The sequence below is a fragment of the Bradyrhizobium sp. SRL28 genome (assembly GCF_018596315.1).
Lineage (GTDB): Bacteria > Pseudomonadota > Alphaproteobacteria > Rhizobiales > Xanthobacteraceae > Bradyrhizobium.
In genome coordinates, this window is the sequence record NZ_JAHEAG010000001.1 from 510,771 (window position 1) to 531,829 (window position 21,059).

Annotated in this window: 22 protein-coding genes and 1 pseudogene; 9 read left to right on the forward strand and 14 right to left on the reverse strand. The window is 61.7% G+C overall.

Annotated elements, in window-relative coordinates:
* Positions 1-11 precede the first annotated feature (11 nt).
* Entirely contained in the window at positions 12-455 is a 444-nt protein-coding gene (locus KIP88_RS02180; protein ID WP_214486632.1) for a cupin domain-containing protein, read from the forward strand.
* Positions 452-907, forward strand: coding sequence for a carboxymuconolactone decarboxylase family protein (locus tag KIP88_RS02185; RefSeq protein WP_214486179.1), 456 nt, complete (start codon positions 452-454; stop codon positions 905-907). The genes KIP88_RS02180 and KIP88_RS02185 overlap by 4 nt, the downstream gene beginning before the upstream one ends.
* Before the next feature lie 99 nt (positions 908-1,006).
* Here KIP88_RS02185 and KIP88_RS02190 read toward each other — a convergent pair whose 3' ends face one another.
* Genes KIP88_RS02190 through KIP88_RS02200 form a run of 3 tightly spaced genes read right to left on the reverse strand, consistent with a single transcriptional unit; the run spans position 1,007 to position 3,589 of the window.
* Positions 1,007-2,647 (reverse strand): acetolactate synthase large subunit, encoded by a 1,641-nt coding sequence (locus KIP88_RS02190; protein ID WP_214486180.1) that lies wholly within the window; start codon positions 2,645-2,647, stop codon positions 1,007-1,009.
* Positions 2,644-3,189: a peptide-methionine (S)-S-oxide reductase MsrA gene (gene msrA, locus KIP88_RS02195; RefSeq protein WP_214486182.1), complete on the reverse strand. Its 546-nt coding sequence runs from the start codon at positions 3,187-3,189 to the stop codon at positions 2,644-2,646. Before msrA ends, KIP88_RS02190 begins: the two co-directional genes overlap by 4 nt.
* A 40-nt stretch (positions 3,190-3,229) precedes the next feature.
* Complete coding sequence (locus KIP88_RS02200; protein ID WP_214486183.1) at positions 3,230-3,589, reverse strand: hypothetical protein; 360 nt, start codon at positions 3,587-3,589, stop codon at positions 3,230-3,232.
* 187 nt (positions 3,590-3,776) lie between these two features.
* Between KIP88_RS02200 and KIP88_RS02205 the strand changes: the two genes are divergently transcribed.
* A complete protein-coding gene (locus KIP88_RS02205) occupies positions 3,777-4,115 on the forward strand; it encodes a YdhR family protein (protein WP_214486184.1) in 339 nt (112 codons plus the stop codon).
* A gap of 33 nt (positions 4,116-4,148) precedes the next feature.
* A complete protein-coding gene (locus KIP88_RS02210) occupies positions 4,149-4,991 on the forward strand; it encodes an amidohydrolase (RefSeq protein WP_214486185.1) in 843 nt (280 codons plus the stop codon).
* A 125-nt stretch (positions 4,992-5,116) separates the two neighbouring features.
* On the opposite strand, the gene KIP88_RS02215 is transcribed toward KIP88_RS02210, so the two are convergent.
* Positions 5,117-6,625: an amidohydrolase family protein gene (locus tag KIP88_RS02215; RefSeq protein ID WP_214486186.1), complete on the reverse strand. Its 1,509-nt coding sequence runs from the start codon at positions 6,623-6,625 to the stop codon at positions 5,117-5,119.
* A 379-nt stretch (positions 6,626-7,004) separates the two neighbouring features.
* On the opposite strand from KIP88_RS02215, the gene KIP88_RS02220 reads away from it, so the two are divergent.
* A complete protein-coding gene (locus KIP88_RS02220; protein ID WP_214486187.1) occupies positions 7,005-7,277 on the forward strand; it encodes a hypothetical protein in 273 nt (90 codons plus the stop codon).
* Between the two features lie 101 nt (positions 7,278-7,378).
* Here KIP88_RS02220 and KIP88_RS02225 read toward each other — a convergent pair whose 3' ends face one another.
* From KIP88_RS02225 to KIP88_RS02245, 5 genes are all read right to left on the reverse strand, one after another.
* Positions 7,379-7,816 carry an enoyl-CoA hydratase-related protein gene (locus tag KIP88_RS02225; protein WP_249790464.1) on the reverse strand — a complete coding sequence of 146 codons (438 nt, stop codon included), beginning with the start codon at positions 7,814-7,816 and terminating at the stop codon, positions 7,379-7,381.
* A 225-nt stretch (positions 7,817-8,041) separates the two neighbouring features.
* Positions 8,042-8,863 (reverse strand): enoyl-CoA hydratase-related protein, encoded by an 822-nt coding sequence (locus KIP88_RS02230; protein WP_214486188.1) that lies wholly within the window; start codon positions 8,861-8,863, stop codon positions 8,042-8,044.
* An 88-nt stretch (positions 8,864-8,951) separates the two neighbouring features.
* Entirely contained in the window at positions 8,952-9,656 is a 705-nt protein-coding gene (locus tag KIP88_RS02235) for an SDR family NAD(P)-dependent oxidoreductase (protein WP_214486190.1), read from the reverse strand.
* Between the two features lie 17 nt (positions 9,657-9,673).
* Positions 9,674-12,001, reverse strand: coding sequence for a molybdopterin-dependent oxidoreductase (locus KIP88_RS02240; protein ID WP_214486191.1), 2,328 nt, complete (start codon positions 11,999-12,001; stop codon positions 9,674-9,676).
* A 16-nt stretch (positions 12,002-12,017) separates the two neighbouring features.
* Positions 12,018-12,641, reverse strand: coding sequence for a TetR/AcrR family transcriptional regulator (locus tag KIP88_RS02245; protein ID WP_214486633.1), 624 nt, complete (start codon positions 12,639-12,641; stop codon positions 12,018-12,020).
* 168 nt (positions 12,642-12,809) lie between these two features.
* Here KIP88_RS02245 and KIP88_RS02250 point away from each other — a divergent pair, with 168 nt between their 5' ends.
* Together KIP88_RS02250 and KIP88_RS02255 are read left to right on the forward strand one after the other, a co-directional pair.
* Positions 12,810-14,009 (forward strand): acetyl-CoA C-acyltransferase, encoded by a 1,200-nt coding sequence (locus tag KIP88_RS02250; protein ID WP_214486193.1) that lies wholly within the window; start codon positions 12,810-12,812, stop codon positions 14,007-14,009.
* A gap of 94 nt (positions 14,010-14,103) precedes the next feature.
* Positions 14,104-15,315: a multidrug effflux MFS transporter gene (locus tag KIP88_RS02255; RefSeq protein ID WP_214486194.1), complete on the forward strand. Its 1,212-nt coding sequence runs from the start codon at positions 14,104-14,106 to the stop codon at positions 15,313-15,315.
* Positions 15,316-15,319: 4 nt separating this feature from the next.
* On the opposite strand, the pseudogene KIP88_RS02260 reads toward KIP88_RS02255, so the two are convergent.
* The 4 genes and pseudogenes from KIP88_RS02260 to KIP88_RS02275 form a co-directional block, all read right to left on the reverse strand.
* A pseudogene (locus KIP88_RS02260) lies at positions 15,320-15,595 on the reverse strand (flavin reductase family protein); the annotation flags it as partial.
* Positions 15,511-15,693 carry a hypothetical protein gene (locus KIP88_RS02265; RefSeq protein ID WP_214486648.1) on the reverse strand — a complete coding sequence of 61 codons (183 nt, stop codon included), beginning with the start codon at positions 15,691-15,693 and terminating at the stop codon, positions 15,511-15,513. The gene KIP88_RS02265 and the pseudogene KIP88_RS02260, both read right to left, overlap by 85 nt.
* A 15-nt stretch (positions 15,694-15,708) precedes the next feature.
* A complete protein-coding gene (locus tag KIP88_RS02270) occupies positions 15,709-16,446 on the reverse strand; it encodes an SDR family oxidoreductase (RefSeq protein ID WP_214486196.1) in 738 nt (245 codons plus the stop codon).
* Positions 16,447-16,465: 19 nt separating this feature from the next.
* On the reverse strand, positions 16,466-18,064 hold the full coding sequence (locus tag KIP88_RS02275; protein WP_214486198.1) for a class I adenylate-forming enzyme family protein: 1,599 nt from the start codon (positions 18,062-18,064) through the stop codon (positions 16,466-16,468).
* Positions 18,065-18,301: 237 nt separating this feature from the next.
* On the opposite strand from KIP88_RS02275, the gene KIP88_RS02280 reads away from it, so the two are divergent.
* Positions 18,302-19,045 (forward strand): SDR family NAD(P)-dependent oxidoreductase, encoded by a 744-nt coding sequence (locus KIP88_RS02280; protein WP_214486200.1) that lies wholly within the window; start codon positions 18,302-18,304, stop codon positions 19,043-19,045.
* 1 nt (position 19,046) lies between these two features.
* Positions 19,047-19,724 carry a glutathione S-transferase family protein gene (locus tag KIP88_RS02285; RefSeq protein ID WP_214486201.1) on the forward strand — a complete coding sequence of 226 codons (678 nt, stop codon included), beginning with the start codon at positions 19,047-19,049 and terminating at the stop codon, positions 19,722-19,724.
* 35 nt (positions 19,725-19,759) lie between these two features.
* On the opposite strand, the gene KIP88_RS02290 is transcribed toward KIP88_RS02285, so the two are convergent.
* A complete protein-coding gene (locus tag KIP88_RS02290; protein ID WP_214486203.1) occupies positions 19,760-20,959 on the reverse strand; it encodes a CaiB/BaiF CoA-transferase family protein in 1,200 nt (399 codons plus the stop codon).
* Between the last annotated feature and the right edge of the window lie 100 nt (positions 20,960-21,059).

Here is a 21,059-nt window from a genome sequence, read left to right on the forward strand (position 1 = left end):
AGAACACCACCATGAAAATGCGATCCATCTTCGGCGCGGCTTACGCTGCCATTGCCATCGCCACAGCGACGCCTGCCGCCGCCCACGGCGTCGGCGAAACGGTCACGCCGCACTTTGAGCAGACGATACCCAACATCCCCGGCAAATCACTGGTCGCCCTGGTCGTCGACTATGCGCCGGGCGGGGTATCGCCTTCGCACATCCACGCCAAGTCGGCTTTCATCTTCGGCTACGTCCTCTCGGGCGAAATCGAGTCCCAGGTGAATGACGGACCCAGGCGGGTCTACCGCGCCGGCGAAAGTTTTTACGAGACGCCGGGCTCCCGTCATCCCGTCAGTCGCAATGCTAGCAAGAAGGGGCCTGCAAGGCTGCTCGCCGTGTTCGTCGTCGATACCGACGAGAAAGAACTGACCACTTCCGTTGAGCAACACACGTCATCAAGGAGCAAAAAATGAACAAGCGCCTCGACTACAACCAGATCGCACCGGCAGGCGTGAAAGCGCTGGGCGGCGTCTACGGCTACGTCATGCAGAGCGGCCTTTCCCCTGCGCTGGTCGATCTGGTCTATCTGCGGATCTCCCAGATCAACAATTGCGCCTACTGCCTCGACATGCACACGCGCGACCTGCTCAAGAGGGGAGAGAAGATCGAAAAGCTGGCGCTGGTACAGGCGTGGAGGGAAGCGGGCAACCTCTTCGACGCGCGCGAGCGCGCCGCCCTTGCATGGGCAGAAACGGTGACGCGTGTCGCAGAGACCAACGTACCCGATGAAGCCTACCAGGCCGCCCGCACCGTGTTCGACGAGCGAGAACTCGTGGATCTCACGATCGCGATAGGCTTGATGAATGCCTACAACCGCATGGCAATCAGCTTTCGGAACACGCCGCAGGCTGTGCTCGGGAAGTAAGGCCAGATGCGGCAAAGCCAGCAGGAGAAGCTCATGAAGATTTGGCCGCACGGCGCGATCGCAAATAAGCTTTCGCGCACAAGACGGACGCGGGGCTCTTCATTTGGCCCGGACTACCTGATGTAACTCGTTGACAAGTACGCGGATGTTCTCGCTGTAATCGACGGGTACTACGACGAGATGCACGCCGCCTTCGCTAAAAGCAGCTTCCAGCATCGTCGAGAGCTCCGAGACCTTGCCGACGCGGGAGCCCTTGGCGCCATATGACCTGGCATAGGCGACGAAATCAGGATTGCCGAATTCGAGTCCGAAGTCCGGAAACGCATCGACTTCCTGCTTCCATCGGATCATCCCGTAGGCACGATCCTCGAGCACGAGCACGACGAGATTCAGTTTGAGCCGCACGGCCGTCTCAAGTTCCTGCGAATTCATCATGAAGCCGCCATCACCGCAGACGGCGAGCACGCGCCGGTCCGGGTGGATCAGCGACGCTGCGATCGCCGAAGGAAGACCCGCCCCCATGGTCGCCAGCGCGTTGTCGAGCAGCAGCGTGTTGGCGACGCTGGTGCGATAGTTGCGGGCGAACCAGATCTTGTACATGCCGTTGTCGAGGGCAACGATGCCGTCCGGCGGGATGACCTGGCGGACGTCGTGCACGATGCGCTGCGGCGTCAGAGGAAACCGATCCTCCGTCGACCGCTCGGCGAGGTGGGCAAGGATCCCTTCCCGCAAACCCAGCAATGCCTGACCATTGGGGAGGTTGCCTTCGAGGCGATCGGCCAGGCTCGTGAGGCTCGCGCCGACGTCGCCGACGATCTCCGCCTGCGGGAAGTAAACCTGTTCCACGGTCGCCGGCGTGGCGCCGACATGGATAACCTGCGGTCCATCATGGCCCATCAGGAAAGGCGGCTTCTCGACGGTGTCGTGGCCGATCGAAATAATCAGATCGGCCTGGTCGATCGCCTCGTGAACCCAATCCCGCTCCGACAGCGCGGCCGTGCCCATATAGAGATTGGAGCCGGCATTGACCGCGCCCTTCCCCATCTGGGTGTTGAAGAATGGAATCCCGCATCGGCGCACGAACGCCGACAGCGGCTCGGCGAGACGCGGGCGGCTCGCCGCCGCGCCCAGCATGACGAGCGGCCTGCTGGCACCCATGATCATGGCTGCGGCGCGCTCGATGGCCGCTGCAGGCGCGACCGGAAGCTCGACGACATGCGGCGGAATGATGTCGGCCGCGGCTTCGTCGGCCGCGATATCCTCGGGCAGTTCGAGATGCACGGGCCCCGGCCGCTCCTGCTGCGCGACCCGGAAGGCGTCGCGAACCAGGGTCGGAATACTCTGCGCAGAGACGATCTGCGTTGCCATCTTGGTGAGCGGCCGCATGGTCGCGACGATGTCGACGATCTGGAAGCGCGCCTGGCGACTGCTCCGGATCGCCTTCTGTCCTGTGATCATGACCATCGGCATCGCGCCCAAATGCGCGTAGGCCGCAGCCGTCGTCAAATTGAGCGCACCGGGACCCAGCGTCGTCAGGCAGACGCCCGCGCGCCCGGTGAGACGCCCGTAGGTGGCCGCCATGAAGCCGGCCGCCTGTTCGTGCCGCGTCAATACCAGCTTGATCTTCGAGCGCCGCAGCGAGTCCAGCACGTCGAGATTCTCCTCGCCGGGAATGGCGAAGATGTATTCGACGCCCTCGTTCTCAAGGGCGGCCACCAGCAGATCGGAGGCTTTGGTCACGCGACTGAGGCTCCGCTCGCGCTTGTTGCAGCTTTCTCCGCCCGATGCGGCAGTGTCCATTCCGGCCGAATGAAATGACAGGTGTAGCCGTCAGGATATTTTTCCAGATAATCCTGATGCTCGGGCTCGGCCTCCCAGAACGGTCCGGCAGGGGCCACCTCGGTGACAACCTTGCCCGGCCAAAGGCCGGAAGCATCGACATCGGCGATGGCGTCTTCCGCGATCCGCTTCTGCGCGTCGCTGGTATAGAAGATGGCCGACCGATAGCTCGCGCCCCGGTCGTTGCCCTGGCGGTTCAGCGTCGAGGGATCATGGATCTGGAAAAAGAACTCCAGCAGCTTGCGATAGCTGATGGTCTGCGGATCGAAGGTGATCTCAATGGCTTCGGCGTGATTGCCGTGGTTGCGATAGGTCGCGTTTGGCACCTCGCCGCCGGTGTAGCCCACCCTGGTCGAGATCACGCCGGGATAGCGGCGCAGCAGATCCTGCACACCCCAGAAGCAGCCGCCGGCGAGGACTGCGCGTTCCGTCGAAACTGTCATGTCTGTTCTCCCTGGTTTGCTGCGCTCGTCGACAGCTTAATCAGCCGCAGTTCCAGACCGGCCCGATCGGCGTCCGCGTCCAGCAAGGGCCGAAACTGCCGCCATTGTAGCGACCACCGTAAAAGCCGGGCCGGCCGAAATAGTGCCAGTCGCCATCGTACCCGTAATAACTTGGGACTGGATCGATATACCAAGGGCGCCGGTTTTGGCGCGCCATCCGCGAAACCGAAGCTTTCTGCTTGAAAGCTGGAAGGCTGTTATTCGGTGGCTGCTGATAGCCCGGCAGGAAGCCGTAGCCGTGCCAGCGTGGCGCAGGCCGTTTATGTGCCGGCGCGGCCGACGCAACGACCGGCAGCAGCGAAAGGACGATAGCAATCGACAGAAACATGAGGCGTGACATAAACACACCATAGACGGCCGGCTGTTGGGACGCGATTCAAATCTGGGTGCACAATCCGGCGCAACTGCTTCCGGTTCGCTTGCGGAATGGCCGCCTTGCGCCAGAAGCGGGCGTCGCCGCGCGGTCAGCCTTTGACCGTGTACCCGAATTCAGCGCATGATTGCCGACCTGACGGGAGGAACCGTTCATGCCCAATTGCATCGTTGTCGTTCAGTTCGATTTGCCAAAGCGCTCCGAGGAGCTGGCGGTGAAAGGCGGCACGTCGACCGCGCCAACCTATCGCGGCCTCGCCAAGAGAGGATTGATCCGAAAGGACTACCTGAATGGTGAAAATGGCACCGGCGGCGTTTATCTCTGGGACAGCCGTGAATCGGCGGAAGCCTGGTTTACAGAAGAGCGCATCGCGGATTTGACCGAGCGCTTTGGGGTCCGGCCTCGCCTCACCTGGTACGACACCCACGTGACGGTCGACAATTTGAAGGGCGAGACCCGCGTCAACGGCAAGGCGATTGAGGTCGTGGCCTGATCAACCTGATCGCGGCGCAAGGGAAATGTTCCGATGACGATTATCGACTCCCAGGTCCACGCCTATGAGGCCAACACGCCGAAGCGACCTTGGCAAAGCGTGCCGAACTGGCCGGATCACGTCACGGGTGACGAGATGGTGGCGGCGATGGACAAGGTCGGCGTCGACGGCGCGATCTTCATCTCCGCCTTTTCGTTGTACCGCTACGACGCCAGCTACGCCGTCGAAGTGCAGCGGGCCTATCCCGACCGGCTCGCCATCGTCAAGCCGCTCGACCCTGATGACCCTGATGTGGCCGACGTCGTCGCCGAGTGGAAGAAAACGCCGGGCGCGGTCGGAATCCGCATCATGCTGCGGAAGGAAGAGAAGCGTGCGACTGACGATCCCGGCCTCGACCGGATTGCGCGCGCGGCCGTTCGTTACGACTTTCCACTCAACATCCTGTGCTGGGACAATCTGGACGCGGGCATTGCGCTGATCGATCGCCACCCCGACACGCGATTCATCGTCGACCATCTGGGCATCCTGCAGCCGCGCGTGCCGCCGGCGCCGCCCGAGCCCTGGACCAACCTCCCAAAGGTGCTGGAACTGGCCAGGCGCCCAAACGCCGTGATCAAGATCAGCGGCGCCTGCACGCTTTCGCGGGAGCCGTATCCCTTCCCGGACATTTGGGACCCGCTTGCCCGCGTATTTGATGCCTGGGGTTTCGATCGCTGCCTGTGGGGCACGGATTGGACGCGTGCATTCGCAGTCGTCGACTACGAGCAGGCCGTTGAGCCCTTTCTCAGAACGGACCGCCTGAGCGACACCGAGCGGGCAATGCTGATGGGCGGTGCCTGCGCCAAGGCCTATGGCTGGACACCGAAGAAGGGTTAGGATTACCAGGTTCCGGAAGTAGCCGCCCGCCTTGACATGCCGTCCCGCTACGTCCTTGTCACTGCAACTGCGCGTCGACCGCGCCCGCGAAGCTTGCCTGCTCCGCCGGCGCGGCCGTTGGACATTTACGCGGCGCGAACGTAGCCGTAGCGCAGGTTCGAGGGTTCCTTGGCCGCCAGCGCATACTCGTTCTTGAGCGAAGCGAGACGGTCCACGGAAAAGGCCGGCATCCTGGTGTTCTCAGCCGCTTTCAGCCTGATCTTGTAGAACTTGGTGGCGTTGCCGCCGAAGATCAGTTGCTTGGTGACGCTATTGGCGTCGCCGAGCGGCGCAAACCCGTATTTCTTCTGCATGTCCTCCGGAATTTCGAGGCGGCGCAGCGCCTCGATCTGCCACTGCGGTGAGCCGTACCAGACCGAGTCAGTACCCCACATCACGTGATCAACCCCCATGCCCTTGATCAGCGTGCCGACCAGCGCGGCGCAGAACTTCGGATGCGCCACCGCCGAGTTGGCAAAGGACGTGCCGAGCTCGGCATAGACATTGGTGACGCCGAACTTCTGCGGGATTTCAGCGAGATCCGTGGCCCACTGGATGCGACCGGTCTGCTCGAACTCCGCCCAGGCCTTGTCCGGCAGTTCGAGGAACGCCCGCAGCGCCGAGTGATAGATCACGAAGTTCATCTGCGGCCAGTCCTTCGCCGCCTTTCCGATGTCCCACGCGGTCGCGTATTCCCACACGCCGGCGAACGACTTCTCGTAATCGGGCGGCAGCAGCCCCTTGTGGATGCACAGCGTGTTGATGCCGGCCTTCACCGCCTTTTCGTAGAACGGATACATCACCTGCTCGTCGTCGAGCCGCCACGGGAACTTGGAGGGTGCCAGCGGATCGCCGATGGTGTAGGACTTCCAGGAATCGGGCTTGTAGACCTCGATTGCCTTGTCGACCTCCTCCATCCAGCCGGGCTGCTTCGGGGTGATGACGCTGTGCGCCAAGAGGCGGCGCGAGCCCGCGAAATCGTTGATGAGTTCGCGCGCCTTGACGATCTGCTCGTTCGACAGAAGCCACCAGCTCGGATCGTCGAACGGCGCGCCGCTCAAGAGCGCCATGTTGGTGTCGCTGTCGTAGTAGATCTCTTTCACATAGTTCATGAACTTGTAGCGGGCGAGCGAGGTGACGCCCTCCTCCTTCATCTTCGGGTTCCAGTGCTGGCTCGCAAAATCCGCCAGCCCCAAGAGCTCCTTGTGATCGAAGTCGTCGCGCACGAAATGGGTCTGGACGTCGAAGATAAACTGGCCGGCGAGGCCTTGCGCGCGCGCCAGCATCAGCTCGGGCTCGCGGGCCTCTGCAGGGGCGACCTGGAAAACATTGCCATAGATATCGTTCATGGCGAGGAATGCCGCCGCCATGCCGCAGCTCGTGTGCAGGAACTGCCTGCGGCTCAAACCGAGGTGCTTGCCGTTCAGGTCAGCGAGCTCGTTGATCCGCGCCTCGACCTTCTTCTGTGTAGCGCTCTGCGGGGGCGGTAGATACTCGCCGTTGGAAACAATTTGAGTGGGGATCGGCGTTGCCGCCGATGCCGCCTCTGCGCCCGCGACAAGACGTTGCTCTCGCTCACTAAGCCAAGTGCCCATCGTTCTCCTCCCTTGTTGATGATCGAAGCGCGTGCTGATCATTGCCCGCATGGAGACTGCGTGCGTCTGGCTGCTTCAGAGCGGTTGCCTGCCGGCTCGCCGGACCATCCCACCTCGCTCAAAAATTGCATCGCAGCCGCGCATGACGCGGCGAATTCAACGCTCAAATTTCCATGACCGCAAGCGGAGTAATCCGGCAGCCGCACTGTCCCAAACTCATTTCGCTTCTGATCATCATTTCCGCACTCAGAATCGATTGGCCGAACGCATCACGGGCGGCGCAAGCCAGCTATCAGTCGCATCGGCGTCCCTTCCGGAAGCGCACAGGTTGCGGCAAACTGCCTGTGTAGCCTGCGATTCGTAGATGTCCTGAGGATCCATGAACGAGACTTTGATATCCGCCTGCACGATGTTTCTCATTCCAGCAACGCTTTTGTTTGGCGCTTTAGGTGTCGCGAACTCGTCCTTTCTCAAGGTGCTGGTCTGCTTGCTTGGCATGGCCACGACAGGAATATGGCTTTACCGGATATGGTGGTGGACAAACCTGTCCTTGATTGATCGCAGAACGGCGCTTGGTCTCGCGGGCATGTATGCGTGCGCCTGGCTGGTGACGTTCCTGGTGCAGCTGAAGAATATGTTCTCATCGCGCTGACTGACTCTGTCCAAGCCTCCGCGTGACCGTCACGCGGGGATGGTTTCAACGGCAGTTCGGCAGCAGCGCGACAATGTGGCGCAGAACCGAGACGCCGGCCCTCACGTGCAGGGCGCCGGCTGTGTCCCGCGTCGTAGCTCCAAGGAAATGATGTTGCAGGACCGAAGTGGATCGGCTGCACAATCATGCGTGCCACCGATCGTGAAACATATCCCCTGCACTGCCGTGACGATCGGCTTGCGGCACCGGCTCTTCAAGGCGAACGCATCGATGTTGCCGGGCTTGATCTCGGTATTCTCGGCCTTTGGTCCAAAGAATTTCGGCATATCAAGTCCGGCCGTGAAATCCGGTCCTTCGGCACAGAGCACCCCGACCCAGTAATCGTCCGTCCGGTCGAGAAGCGTCATTGCATCCGACATCTGCGCCATCATCTGCGGACTGAACGAGTTCTTCTTCGCCACATTGTCGATGATGATCTTGAACACATGCCCGTGCACCTCGGTGCGGATCTGACCGACCTGGGTTTTCGTCTCGCTCATTTGCTGGTCTCCGAATTGCTTTAGGCGACAGCGTTCTTCCGTCCGGCCGTCACGTACCTTCAGCAGCATTGTCTCGGGTGATTGCGGATTCCCCTCTGGCGGAATCGCTGATGGCTGCCGTTGTGGCGGATATTGCCGGACCATCCCCGGAAAACAAATCGGCCGAGACGTGATGCGACGCGGCAGCAGAATGGCTTTGGCGTCTTCATGTCACAGGCGTTTCGGTCACCTGTAACTGGGCGCACGTTTCTCGATGAAGGCCCGCACGGCTTCGGCGTGCTGCGCGGTACCGGCCGCAACGACCATCTTCTCGGCCTCGTGATCCAATGACGTCAGGAAGTCAGCCGACAGCGCAAGGTCGAGATTATCCTTGATGGAGGCATAGGCGCTCGCCGGACCGTTCGCCAACGTCCTCGCCAACGCAAACGCTTCGTTCTGCAGATCAGCATCAGGCACCACGCGATTCACCAGCCCCAGTGCTTCGCAGCGGCGTGCATCGATCCGTTCTGACAGAAACATCAGTTCGCGGGCGCGCGCCGTCCCGGCCAGCCGGGTCAGCAGCCACGAAATGCCGTAGTCACCGGTCAGCGCTATTTTGGCGTAACCGGTCGTCATGATGGTGGACTCGGCTGCGATACGCATGTCGCAGGCGAGCGCGATCGCAAGTCCGGCGCCAGCCGCCGGTCCCGGCAAGGCCGCGATGGTGGGCTTACGCACCGAGACAAGCATGCCGGTCAGGGTTCGCTGACGTTCCCTTAGTCGCGCGACCTTGTCGCTGAATGACATGGCCGGTGCGGCCGAGTTGCTGCCCATCCCCTTGACATCGCCGCCCGAACAGAAAGCGCTGCCGGCACCGGTAATCAGCAGTGCGCCGACGTCCGGATCGTCACCGTTGCGTTTGATCATCCGGCGCAACGCCGGCGTGAGATGGTCGGACAGCGAATTTCGTGCCTCGGGCCGGTTCAAGGTGATCACGGCGACGCGATCCCGGATCGCACACAGCAGTTCGTCCGTCCCTGTATCAATCGAGATTGCCCCATCAGTCATGGTTTTGACCTTTCAAGTCCTGCGTCTGCAGAGCGTTGAAATGAGGAAGCGCGTTCCCCCTCTGACTGCGTTTCTTACCGGCCATGCATCACCAGTTTTCGCGGAATGGCCGCAGTTCCGTGAGGAATGACCAGGCCGATCGGTCCTGACCGTAGAGATGGTAAAGTTCGTCGGCGATGGCGGCAGGCTTGATGAAGAACTCATCCGGTCTGTCGCTCATCCGCGCGCGCATGCGGGGCGTGTCGATGACGGCGTCGATGAGAACATAGGCGACGTGCACCCCGAGAGGTCCCATGTCACGTGCGATCGACTCGGCCAAAATACGCTGCGCCGCCTTTGTCGGAGCGAAGCCGGCGAAATTGGCCTTGCCTCGGATCGAAGACGTGTTTCCGGTCACCAGGATCGCGCTCTTGCCGCGATCGATCATGTCAGGAGCCACCTCGCGCGCCAGGTACAACAAGCCCATCACGTTGACCTCGAAATTTCCCCTCAGCATCTTCGGATCGATCTCGCGAAAGCTGCCCCAGCCTCCTCCGACTGCGTTGTGGATGAGAACATCGGCCGCGCCAAAACGGTGCTTTGCGTCAGTGACCACGGTCCGCACCTGGCTCTCGTCCGAGACGTCGCAGATCACCGCGTGCACGTCGGGAAGCTCTTGCGCAAGGCGATTGATGAGCTCCGCTGAGCGGGCAAGCGCGATGATACGGAACCCGCCAGCAGAGAAGCGCTTGACGATGGCAGCTCCAGTGCCCGGCCCTACCCCGGTCACGATCGCGATTGGCTTCTCGGTCATTTAACGCTCCCTTCGAGCTATTGTCCCGCCGCTCTCATATGAATTCGCTCCGACTGCGACTGATGAGAGGCAGCCTCGTGCGCAGACACCAGCGCCAGACGAACCGCGACGTTCTTGTGGTAAGGCGTGCCCGCGATGGGATCGCGGTTGCCGCTCTCGGTGAGCAGATTGATGCGCGGGCCGTTGATCAGGCGCTCTCCGTCCGACGTGGGGTATGCCTGACCATAGCCGTGCGGCAGCGCCAGCTGGCCATTCCGCATGGCGTCATCAACCTTGCAGCGGACCACGAGCCGCCCGACCACCGACTCGACGGCGATCCAGTCGCCATCCTTCGCGCCCAACTCGCTCAGATCGCTCGAATTGATCAACATGGCGCCATCAGGATCGTCGCGACGCCACGCGGGATCGCGAAAGATCTGATTAGCATTGAACATGCGGCGGCCCCCGGCCGCCAGCATGAACGGAAACGCCTTTGGCGCACCCGCGGCTTGCGGATCGAGACGCGCCAACCATTCCAGCATCTGCGGGACCACCAGCCGAACCCTGCGATCCGAATGGCTGATCAATGACCAGACCTCGTCATAGTCATGCCGCGTAACCGCCGTGCCCTGCCGGGTGGCCACGATGGTGTCGAACAGGAGATCGCCGAGCTGATGATCCGCCACGTCATCGGATGCGCCGATCGCCCGCCGCACCGCTTGCGGCGATCGCTTCGCGCAAGCCAGCGCCGCACTCCACAAGGGAGCCGCAGCCGCCGTGCCATCCGGAAGCGTCTGCCCCAGCGTGTGATAGAGCACCAGGGCAGGCACTGCGCCGATCGAAGGGTTTTCCGCGATGAAAGCACGAAAGGCTGTGGCGAACTCGGCTCGCGAACGCCGCGCCGCCTCCCGCAGGGGCGCGAGTACATTGTCGCCCGGTAGAAGCCCGAGGGCGATGGCAAGCCGCGTGTAGATCTCGGGCTCCGGCAAGGTGCCGGGGAGTGGCGGCAATACATTGGCACGAACGTGAAAATAGTTCGTCGGGAATTCAAAGTTGAACAAGGTAAATTCGGTTTTCTCGAACTGTGAGGACGCCGGAAGGACGTAATGCGCAAGCTGTGCGGTTTCGGTCATCGCAACGTCGACCACCACGCATAGCTCAAGCGAGCGCAGCGCGCGTTCCACCGCCTCGGTGTTTGCTGCCGTGTTGGCGGGATTGGAACTATCGATCCAGGCGCAACGCAACCGGTCGGGATGGTCCTTGAGCACCGCTTCGGGGAAAATGTTGGGCGGCAACAGGCCCCCAATAATCGCGTCGCCGGTCGGCGCGAATGTCTGGTTCGGAGAATTGCCCCATAGCGGCTGCAGCCAGCTATGCAATTGGTTGGTACCTTTACGGCCGAAACTCCCGGAAAGCATGATCAAAAGCTTTTCGAGATAGGAGTTCAGCGTAGAGTTGGTGCCCTGCTGGATGCCAAGTTCGACCCGAACCGCCATGGCCTTGGCGGCAGCGATCATCGCGGCGCAACGCTCCAGATCCGTGATCGAGATATCGGCGGCGGCAGCCCATTCTTCAACGGGGATGTTCAACAGGGCCTGCCTCACTTCCGCGAAGCCGATCGTGTGCTCCTCAATGAAGGCGTGGTCGATCCGGTCGGAACGGACAAGCGTGGCCAGCAGCGCGCCAAGGAGAAACGCGTCCGTGCCGGGACGAACCGCGAGATGCAGATCCGCCATTTCGGCGGTTTCGGTTCGCCGGGGATCAATGACGATCAGCTTGCGTGCGGGATCCTTGCGGATTTGATTGAGATGGTCGCGCGCATTGGGGAAGCCGTGCGCGATCCAGGGATTTGCACCGATGACAAGCAAGAGATCGCAATGATGCACGTCCTCGGCAGTGTGGCAGGTCTGGCTGCCGAACATGTGGCCATTGACCCAGAAGTCGCCGGTTTTCTCCTGTGAAAGGGCGTTGAAGACGCTACGCGAACCCAGTGCGCGCAACAATCCACTGGCGTAGGCGCCGCCCGCGTGGTTGCCCTGCCCGCCGCCGCCATAAAGGGCAATACTCTTGCCGCCATACCTGTCGACGATGTCTCGCAGTCGCTCCGCGATTTCCGCGATCGCCACGTCCCACTCGATCTCATCAAAGCCGCCGTCGGCACGACGGCGCAGCGGGGTCGTTAGCCGATCCCTGTGATGCGCATAATATGGAATCCGGGTCGCCTTGTTGCACAGATAGCCCTGAGATTTCGGGCTCGAACGGTCGCCTCGCACTTTCTCGAGCCGCCCGTCATGCACCCAGACTTCGATACCGCAATTTACGTAACACAGGTTGCAGGCTGTCTTGAGCCACTTGCCGGCCGTCATGGTGACCTCCCTTCTGTTATGATTTGTCGCAGCCCATCGCCTGTATTGTTCTTCGCTGGGGTTTCCGAATTCGGCAGCCGGCGGTCATGCGTCCGGCATCGAGAATGCTGTCGGAAAGCTTCCCGGCGCCGACGGCACGCGACAGCACCATCGATCCAACCATGGTTGCGATAGCGCCCGTCGCGATTTGGCGTGCCCGTTGGGGTGTCTCATCGGGAAGCAGCTCGACAAAGACGTCGATCATCTTCTCCAGTTTGGAAGCCAACGCCCGCCGTTCGCCGGGGCTCGATCGAGCGACATCGGCGTCCAAGACTGGAAGCGCGCAACCGTGTTTAGGACTGTCGCGATGCCGGGGACTAAGATAATCGGCGATCAACGCCTCGAAGCACTCCCCGTTGGCCTTCCCGTTCGCCAGTTTTCTCCACCGCGCGGTCATTTGGTCCATTGCAAAAGCAATTGCCTCGCCAACAAGCGCGGCACGCGAATCGAAATGGTTGTAAAAGCCGCCATGCGTCAGACCGGCGAGCTTCATCAAGTCGGCAACGCTGAGTCCCTTGGCACCGTTTTGGCGCAAACCGTAGGAGGCATTTTCAACGATCCGACTGTGCGTTCGACGCCTATGGTTTTCTCCGTAACGCATCGCCACTCCGTGCAAGCTCCAAGGGACCAGCTGTACAAGCCGTTCCATCCCCTGCGAGCAATTCTGGAACCGCACTTCCTTGAAGGCCACGGCAACATTGCATTGCAATGCCGACCATCTTATATGATTATCATCATATAACAACAGCTATCAACAGGAGAGTTCGCCATGGCCGCTGCTTCCGATCCCGTCGTCATCCTTTCCGCCGCCCGCACGCCGCTCGGCCGGTTCATGGGCGACCTGTCGCCGTTCAGCGCCCACAAGCTCGGCTCTCACGTGATCGGCGCTGCGCTGGAGCGGGCGAAGCTTGCGCCTGAAAAGATCGACGAGGTGTTCATGGGCAACGTGCTGCCGGCCGGACAGGGTCAGGCACCGGCCCGGCAGGCTGCACGCGACGCCAAATTGCCGGATGCTACCGGCGCGACTACCATCAACAAGGTCTGCGGCTCCGGCATGAAGGCCACCATGCTCGCCCACGACATCATCAATGCAGGCTCCGCCTCGATCGTGCTGTCCGGCGGCATGGAGAGCATGAGCAATGCGCCCTACCTGCTGGCCAAGGCGCGCGGCGGTTACCGCGCCGGTCATGACCGCATCATCGACCACATGATGATGGACGGCCTGGAAGACGCTTACGAGACCGGCCGCTCGATGGGCGATTTCGGCGAGGCCACGGCGGAAGCCTATCAGTTCACCCGCGGGGATCAGGACGCCTATGCAATCGAGACACTGACCCGCGCGCGAAAGGCGGTCGAAAGTGGCGCGTTCAAGGCCGAGATCGCGCCGATCACGCTGACCGAAAAGGCCGGGCCGCGCATCATCGCCAACGACGAGCACCCGCTCAAGGTCGACCCCGCCAAGATCCCCGGATTGAAAGCCGCGTTCCGCGCCAATGGGACCATCACGCCGGCCGCCTCCTCCGCCAATGCCGACGGCGCAGCGGCCCTCATCCTCGCAAAGCGCTCCCTCGCCGATCGCGACGGCTTGCCGGTGCTGGCCGAAATCAAGGGCCACGCCACCCACAGCCAGGAACCACAATGGTTCACCACGGCGCCGATCCCTGCCATCCGCAAGCTGTTGGACAAGGTCGGCTGGAGCGTCGGCGACGTCGATCTGTTCGAGATCAATGAGGCCTTTGCGGTGGTGGCGATGGCGGCGCAGAAGGATCTCGGCATCCCCAGGGAGAAGCTGAACGTCAATGGCGGCGCCTGCGCGCTCGGCCATCCCATTGGCGCCACCGGCGCGCGCCTGATCGTGACGCTGTTGCATGCGCTGGAGGCGCAGAACCTCAAACGCGGCGTTGCAGCCCTTTGCATCGGTGGCGGTGAAGCTACCGCCATCGCGGTCGAGCGCATCGTCCGCGCATAGCGTGGGCGGTCCTGCAAAAATGGTTGGCGAGTGGCGCGAACCGCGTCGCTCGCCGCCTAGTAACCTGCCTATCCCTATCAGCGCGAAAGTTCCCATGGCTGACCAGTGCGAAACGATCAAGACCGCGTCGCCGGCCGTTGTCCCCTCCAGCGCGCTGCCGATCGCGGTCCTTTCCGTCCTGGCCGCCATGGGAACGCTCGCGACCAACATCTTGCTGCCGTCGCTGCCGCAAATTGCGATCTCATTGAATGTCACCAGCGCGGCGGTCACATCAGCCATCACTGTCTATCTTGCAGTGTTCGGGTTGGGCCAACTCGTGGTCGGGCCGCTTTCGGATCGCTACGGAAGACGCTGGCCGGTCCTGATCGGATTTGCCGTGTTCTTCGGCGGCAGCGTCTGGTGTGGCTTGGCAAACGACCTACCTAATCTTTTGGCCGGCCGCATCGTGCAGGCTGCAGGGGCTTGCGCGACGTCCGTACTGTCCCGCGCCATCGCCCGCGATATGTTCAGTGGGGCGGCGCTGGCACGCGCGCTGGCGCTCATCATGATCGTGATGTCCGCAGCCCCCGGCTTCTCGCCGCTGCTTGGCGGCGCGCTCGATCACAGCTTTGGCTGGCGCTCCGAATTCGCTCTCGTCGCAGCCTTTGCCGCTGTTGGCGCCCTTGCCTACAGCATCGTGCTCGGCGAAACCCATCATTCGATCCGCACTCCGTTCAATCCGGTCGCTATCGCCAGGACCTATGCTGGCCTGATTGGCGATCGCCGTTTCGTTATCCCGGCTGCAACCGCGAGCCTGATCATAGGCGGCTTGTTCTCCATGTTTTCAGCTGCACCGCGCCTATTCATTGAAGCGATGCACTTCACGCCGATCCAGCTCGGCCTGTTCTTCGCCGGCACCGTCTTTATCGTATTCGCCGCGGGTATGCTGGCGACAAGATTGGCACCACGCTACGGGCTCGATGGCCCGATCCGGGCAGGACTGTGGGCGACGGCCGCGAGCAGCATTGCGATCCTGCTCTTCTCGATGATCAGCCCGACTTTCCTGCCATTTCTGGGCGCGATGAGCGTATTTCTCCTCGGCATGGGCGTTGTCAGTCCACTGGCTACCGCGCGGGCGCTCTCGCCATTCGGGGAGAAAGCCGGCGCGGCCTCGGCGCTGCTCGGTTTCTGGCAGATGATGACCGCCGCCATCGGCGTATGGCTTGCCGCCACTGTGTCGCATGAAGCAATGTTGGCGCTGGGCATCGTGTTGAGCGCGTTTTCACTGCTGGCGCTTGGCCTGTACGGGCGAGGCCCGAGGTCTTGATTGGCTCGCTAACGCCGTGATCGAGAGGCGTCGCCGTCACGTTCATGCGCTCGCCCAAATCCATCGTCACCAGATTCCAGACGAATTCGCGGGTCTCGCTGACGTTCTTGACGGTGTCCTTCCACGAAATTGAGGAGAACCCGATTATCGGAGGGTCGTAGAGGAACGCGTTGAAGAAGCTGTAGGGGGCGAGATTCAATTGACCAGCCGCATTCCGCGAAGAAATCCAGCCAATCGAACGCGGCGCGGCAATCGCGTTGAATGGATTATGTCTGGGCCCGGATTGGGAACGCGCATTTCCGCCGGATAGTTCTCCGCGATGAAGGCGCGCACCTCGTCACGAAACGCGGCCTCCTCGCTGGAAAGTTTGAGCTCCATCGTGAGTGGCTCCCGCTACCACTTCTCGCCGAAGGGGCGAATCTCCAGCTCAAAAGTCCAGGCGCTTTTGGGCTGCTGATAAAGCAGCCAATAGGATTCTGCGACCGACGAGGGCGGCATCAAGAGATCGGGATCATCCAGCGCGTTCGGACCAAGCGCCTCGATCCGCCGCTGCCGAACCCATTCGGTATCGACGCCGGAATCGATGATGAGATGCGCGACATGGATGTTCTTTGGACCCAATTCACGCGCGGTCGCTTGTGCGACGGCCCGCAGGCCGAACTTGGCGCTGGCGAAGGCCGCATATCCCGATCCGCCGCGGAGACTCGCTGTCGCGCCGGTGAAGAAGATATTGCCTTTGCCGCGGGGCAGCATTAGCCGCGCTGCTTCGCGGCCGGCGAGAAAGCCGGAATAGCAGGCCATTTCCCAGACCTTGCGGAACACGCGTTCGGTCGTATCCAAAATCGGGAAGTTGACGTTGGCGCCGATGTTGAAGATGCAGACCTCCAGCGGCGCGTGTTTGTCCGCATCGCCAAGGAAGGAAATGATTTCCTCCTCCTTGCGTGCGTCGAGCGAGCACGCGTGAATTTCGCCGCCGGCTTTCTCGATCTCCTTGACGAGCGGCTCGAGCTTGGCGCCGTTGCGGCGCCCGGCGAACACTGTAAAGCCCTCGGAGGCGAACTTCTTTGCAATCTCGCCGCCGATATAGTCACCAGCGCCGATCACGGCCACGGTCGCGTTTCTCTTTTGCAACGGTTTTCTCCCGGTCAGGTTAGATCTGTTGTCTGCGAAGTGGAGCGGCCTGCGCCGGAGGCGCTTCCCCGCGCAGGGACTCCGCCAGCTTGTGTTTGAGTATCTTGCCGGTCGAAGTGGCCGGCAATGCATCGAGGATGACGATTTCAGACGGCCGCTTGTATGAGGTGAGCTGAAATCGAATGAAACTCATCAGCTCCTCTGGCGTCACGCGTGACCCTGGCAGCAGTTGCACAAAGGCGACAATCTCCTCATTGCCATCGGCGGCACGGCCGACCACGGCAGACTGCACGACGTCCCTGTGTGAACTGAGGACCGCTTCGACCTCGGCAGGATAGACGTTGAAGCCCGAACGGATGATCATTTCCTTGGTTCGGCCGACAATGTACAGGCAATCGCCGTCGAAGCGCGCGAGATCGCCGGTATTGAACCAGCCCTCGCTGTCGATCACCTTGGCCGTCAGCTCGGGGGCCCGATAATAGCCACGCATCACGTTACGTCCGCGAACGTGAAGTTCACCGACTTCACCCTTCGACAGTGGTATGCCGTCGATTGTTCTGATCCGGGCTTCTACTCCCGGCAGCAGCGTGCCGACCGCCTGGTCGGAACGCGGCGCATCGAAACGTACGCCAGATATTCCCGGCGAACATTCGGTGATCCCGTAGCCGTTAAGCAGCGGAAGGCCGAACTCTTTCTCGACGCGCGACTTCAGATTCAAATCGAGGGGTGCGCCGGCGACGGCGATCAAACGTAACGAGCCTCGGGCGAGCTGTTCCACGCCCGATACGCTCTTATATTCCAGCAGGCGCTGATAGGTGGCGGGCACGCCATTGAGGATGGTAACGCCCTCCTCCGCGATCGCCCGGGCGGTTGCGGCAGGGTCGTACTTGCTGACCATCCGCACTGTGCCGCCCACCATCAATGTCATGATCAGGAGCGAGATGCCAACGATATGGGAGATCGGCAACACGAGATAAATCTTGTCGTCTTGATTCATCTTGCGGAAATACGCGGTGGTCGTTGCGCTGATCAGCAGATTATCATGCGAGAGCATCACGCCCTTGGGGGTCCCCGTCGTTCCCGAGGTGTAGATCAGCACCGCGACTTGTTTTACGGGATCGGCCTCCACCGGCTCGACGGTTGCGCTTTCGTTGAGCGGACCGACACCAATCTCCAGCAGCGGGCCTATTCGCCGGTTCTCGGCGCCATAGCGCGACGCGTGAGCCGCAGCCTCCTTCGAAATACCTGATGTGAAAAACATCCGGCGGGCGCCGCTATGGTCGCGAATCTGGTCCAGTTCGCGCGCCGACAATCGCGGGTTGGCGACGATCGCCCAGGCGTCGAGCCGGCTCGCCGCCAGCAGCAAGGCGGCAAGCGCAATACAGTTTTCGCTGACAATGACCATCCGGTCGCCCGGCCTGATCCCCAGCGACGAGAGGACGGTGGCGATCTCGCCGACACGCTGATCCAGATCGCGGTAGCTCCAGGACGCCCCGTCTTCGACCAGCGCGATCCGGTCGGGAGCTTCGGCAACCTGACTTGCCGTAACTTCGTGGATGCGGCGCGGCAAGTCGACAGCAATCTCGTCGAGATTGATCGTCTGTGAAAGCTCCGCCACGACTAGCCTCCCGACCAAACCATGCCTACTTTTGCAACGCGGCACATTCGTCGCCTACCTAACGTTCTTTTTTAGAACTCGTCAATCACTAATTCATCTTCCCTGCTTCACGAGGTCCAAAAGGGCAACCCAACTGCCCCATTATCATCTGCCCGTTATTGAAAGACCGTCGTTTACAATGTGCGGGCTGGCCGTTACGATTAAAGTATCAAATAGGAACTTAATGGGAGAGGCAGAATGCCGGAGAGCCGCGGCGTAGCGATACTTGTAGGCGCAGGCGACGCCATCGGCGCGGCGGTCGCGCGGCGTTTTGCCAGGGGCGGCTATACGATTTGCATCTGCAGACGTGATGCGTCCAAGTCGCAGGGGCTTGTGAGCGAGCTGAGGGCTGCGGGACATAACATTCACGCGTTCAGCATCGATGCCCGTCAGGAAGCAGAAGTCCAAGGCATATTCGCGCGGATCGAGAAAGAGCTCGGGCCGATCGAGGTCTGCCTCTACAATGCCGGTTCGAACGTCAACAAGCCATTGCTGGAGACAACCGAGAAGCTGTTCTTCAAGGCCTGGGAACTGGCCTGCTACGGCGGCTTCCTGGTCGGACGTGAGGCTGCGCGCGTCATGCTGCCGCGCGGACGCGGCACCGTCTTCTTTACGGGGGCGACCGCCAGTGTGCGTGGCGGTCCGGGGTTTGCGGCATTTTCATCAGCGAAGTTCGGCCTTCGCGCAGTGGCCCAGGCGATGGCGCGCGAGCTGGGGCCGAAGAATATTCACGTCGTGCATCTGTTGATCGATGCAGGCGTCGACAGCGAGGCCATTCATCAGCGCATGAAAGCAGCAAAAGGGATCGAGGCAAGCGACATTCCCCCTGATAGCCTGACCAAGACGTCTTCCATTGCCGAGGCCTACTGGTTCACCCACCAGCAAAGCAGGGATGGCTGGACCCACGAGCTCGATCTCCGTCCGTCCGTGGAGAAGTGGTAACATGAACGCGACACCAAACCTGACCCTGTGGGGCGTTGGGACAAGCCGCACCATTCGTCCGCATTGGGCCATGCACGAACTGGGCCTGGTCTACGAGACAAAGCCGATCGGGCCGCGAACGGGCGAGACCAAGACCGCTGAATACACCAGGCTCAATCCGCGCCAGAAAATTCCGCTGCTACAGGACGGCGACTTCTGCATTGGCGAGAGCGCCGCGATCGTGGCCTACCTGTCGCGAACGTACTCCACGGCGGAACGTTCGCTGATTCCTGAATCCACCCGCGAGTATGCCGCGTGGCTGGAATGGTGTTTCTTTATCGTCGCGGAGCTGGATTCCACCAGCCTTTACGTGATGCGCCGTCATCGGGCTGACGCACTCGGTCCGATCTATGGTATTGCGCCCGAGGTCGTTGCCCAGGCCGGTGAGTACTTTCGTCAGCAATTGCGCCATGTGGAAGTAGCGCTCGCGGACGGTCGGCAATTCCTGATGGGCGAGCGGTTCACCAGCGCTGACATCCTGCTCACGACCTGCCTTGAGTGGGCCATCGCCTATGGTGTCGGCATTTGCGACAACGCGCAACCCTATCTCGAACGCATCAAGAAACGCGACGCCTTTCAGCGAGCCGTCGCGGCAAATACCCCATTGGTACCGATCACGCCGGCGCCGGCGAAAGTTTAGAAACCGCTCGCCGCTCGTGCGAGAGGGCTTCGGAGTTAGACCGCCACGCGCACGCTGCGTTCGGCGACCATCTTGTCGATGGCGCTGTCGTCGTAACCCAGCTCGCGCAACACGTCGCGCGAGTGCTCGCCGACCCGGGGAGCCGGCCCGCCGATCGCGGCCTCATTGATCTCAAAGCGGGCCGCCGGCTTCGGCTGGCGCACCCGCCCGACCTTCGGCTGATCGAACTCCGCGATGATATCGCGCGCGATCACCTGTTCATTGTGGATGATTTCGCCTCGCCGCAGGATCGGCGCGCAAGGGACGTCGGCGGCGTCCAGGCGCTCCAGCCATTCGGCCGTGGTGCGCTGACCGATATACTCTGCCATCTTGTTGATGCGGGCCGTGGCGTTGACCGAGCGCGCCGAGGGCGTCGCAAACCGTGGATCCCTGGCAAGCTCGGGATCGCCGGAGGCCCGGCAAAACCCCTGCCATTCGGAATCCGAGATGGTGCCGGCCGTGATGTAGCCGTCGCTGGTCTTGAACACGAGATCGGGCCGATCGTTGGGATCGGCGGCGGTGGTTTCCGCGCCCACCACCGTGTATTGCATCATGCCTTCGGGCCACAAATACGAGATCATCGCATCCAGCATTGCGACCTGAATATGATCGCCCTGCCCTGTCTTCTCGCGGGCGTAGAGCGCCGCTGCCACCGCCTGTGCCGTGAACACGGCGGTAGTCTTGTCGCATACGATGGTTCGGATCATCTGCGGACGGTTCGTTACCGGCTGCGACTGGATATCGGCAAAGCCCGACAGGCCCTGAATGATCGGATCATAGACGCGCTTTTTCACATACGGTCCGGTGTCGCCGACGCCGCTGATCGAGACATAGATCAAGCGTGGATGGCGCTGGCGCAACTCATCGGCGCCGAGACCGAGGCGCTCCATGGTGCCGGGCCGGAAATTCTGCACCAGGACATCCGCCTGCGCGACCAGCCTGGCGAGAACCTCACGGCCGGCCGCGCTCTTGACGTCGATCGACAGTGATCGCTTGCCGCGGTTTGAAGAGATAAAGAGCGCGGAGAACTCGCCATCCTTGTCAATGGTGGCACGGCTGCGCCGGGTGATATCGCCTCCGATCGGCTCGATCTTCAGCACGTCGGCGCCCTGATCCGCCAGAAACATCGTCGCAAACGGTCCCGACACCACGCCTGTCAGATCGAGGACACGAACACCGCTGAGTGGGCCAGGCATGGCATTCTCCCTTATTGTTACTTTTGCTACGGGGCGGACTGCGAATTTGGCTTTCGGTCGTGCAGGCCCAGCATACAGGGCCTGTCTTCCAGCGCTCAAT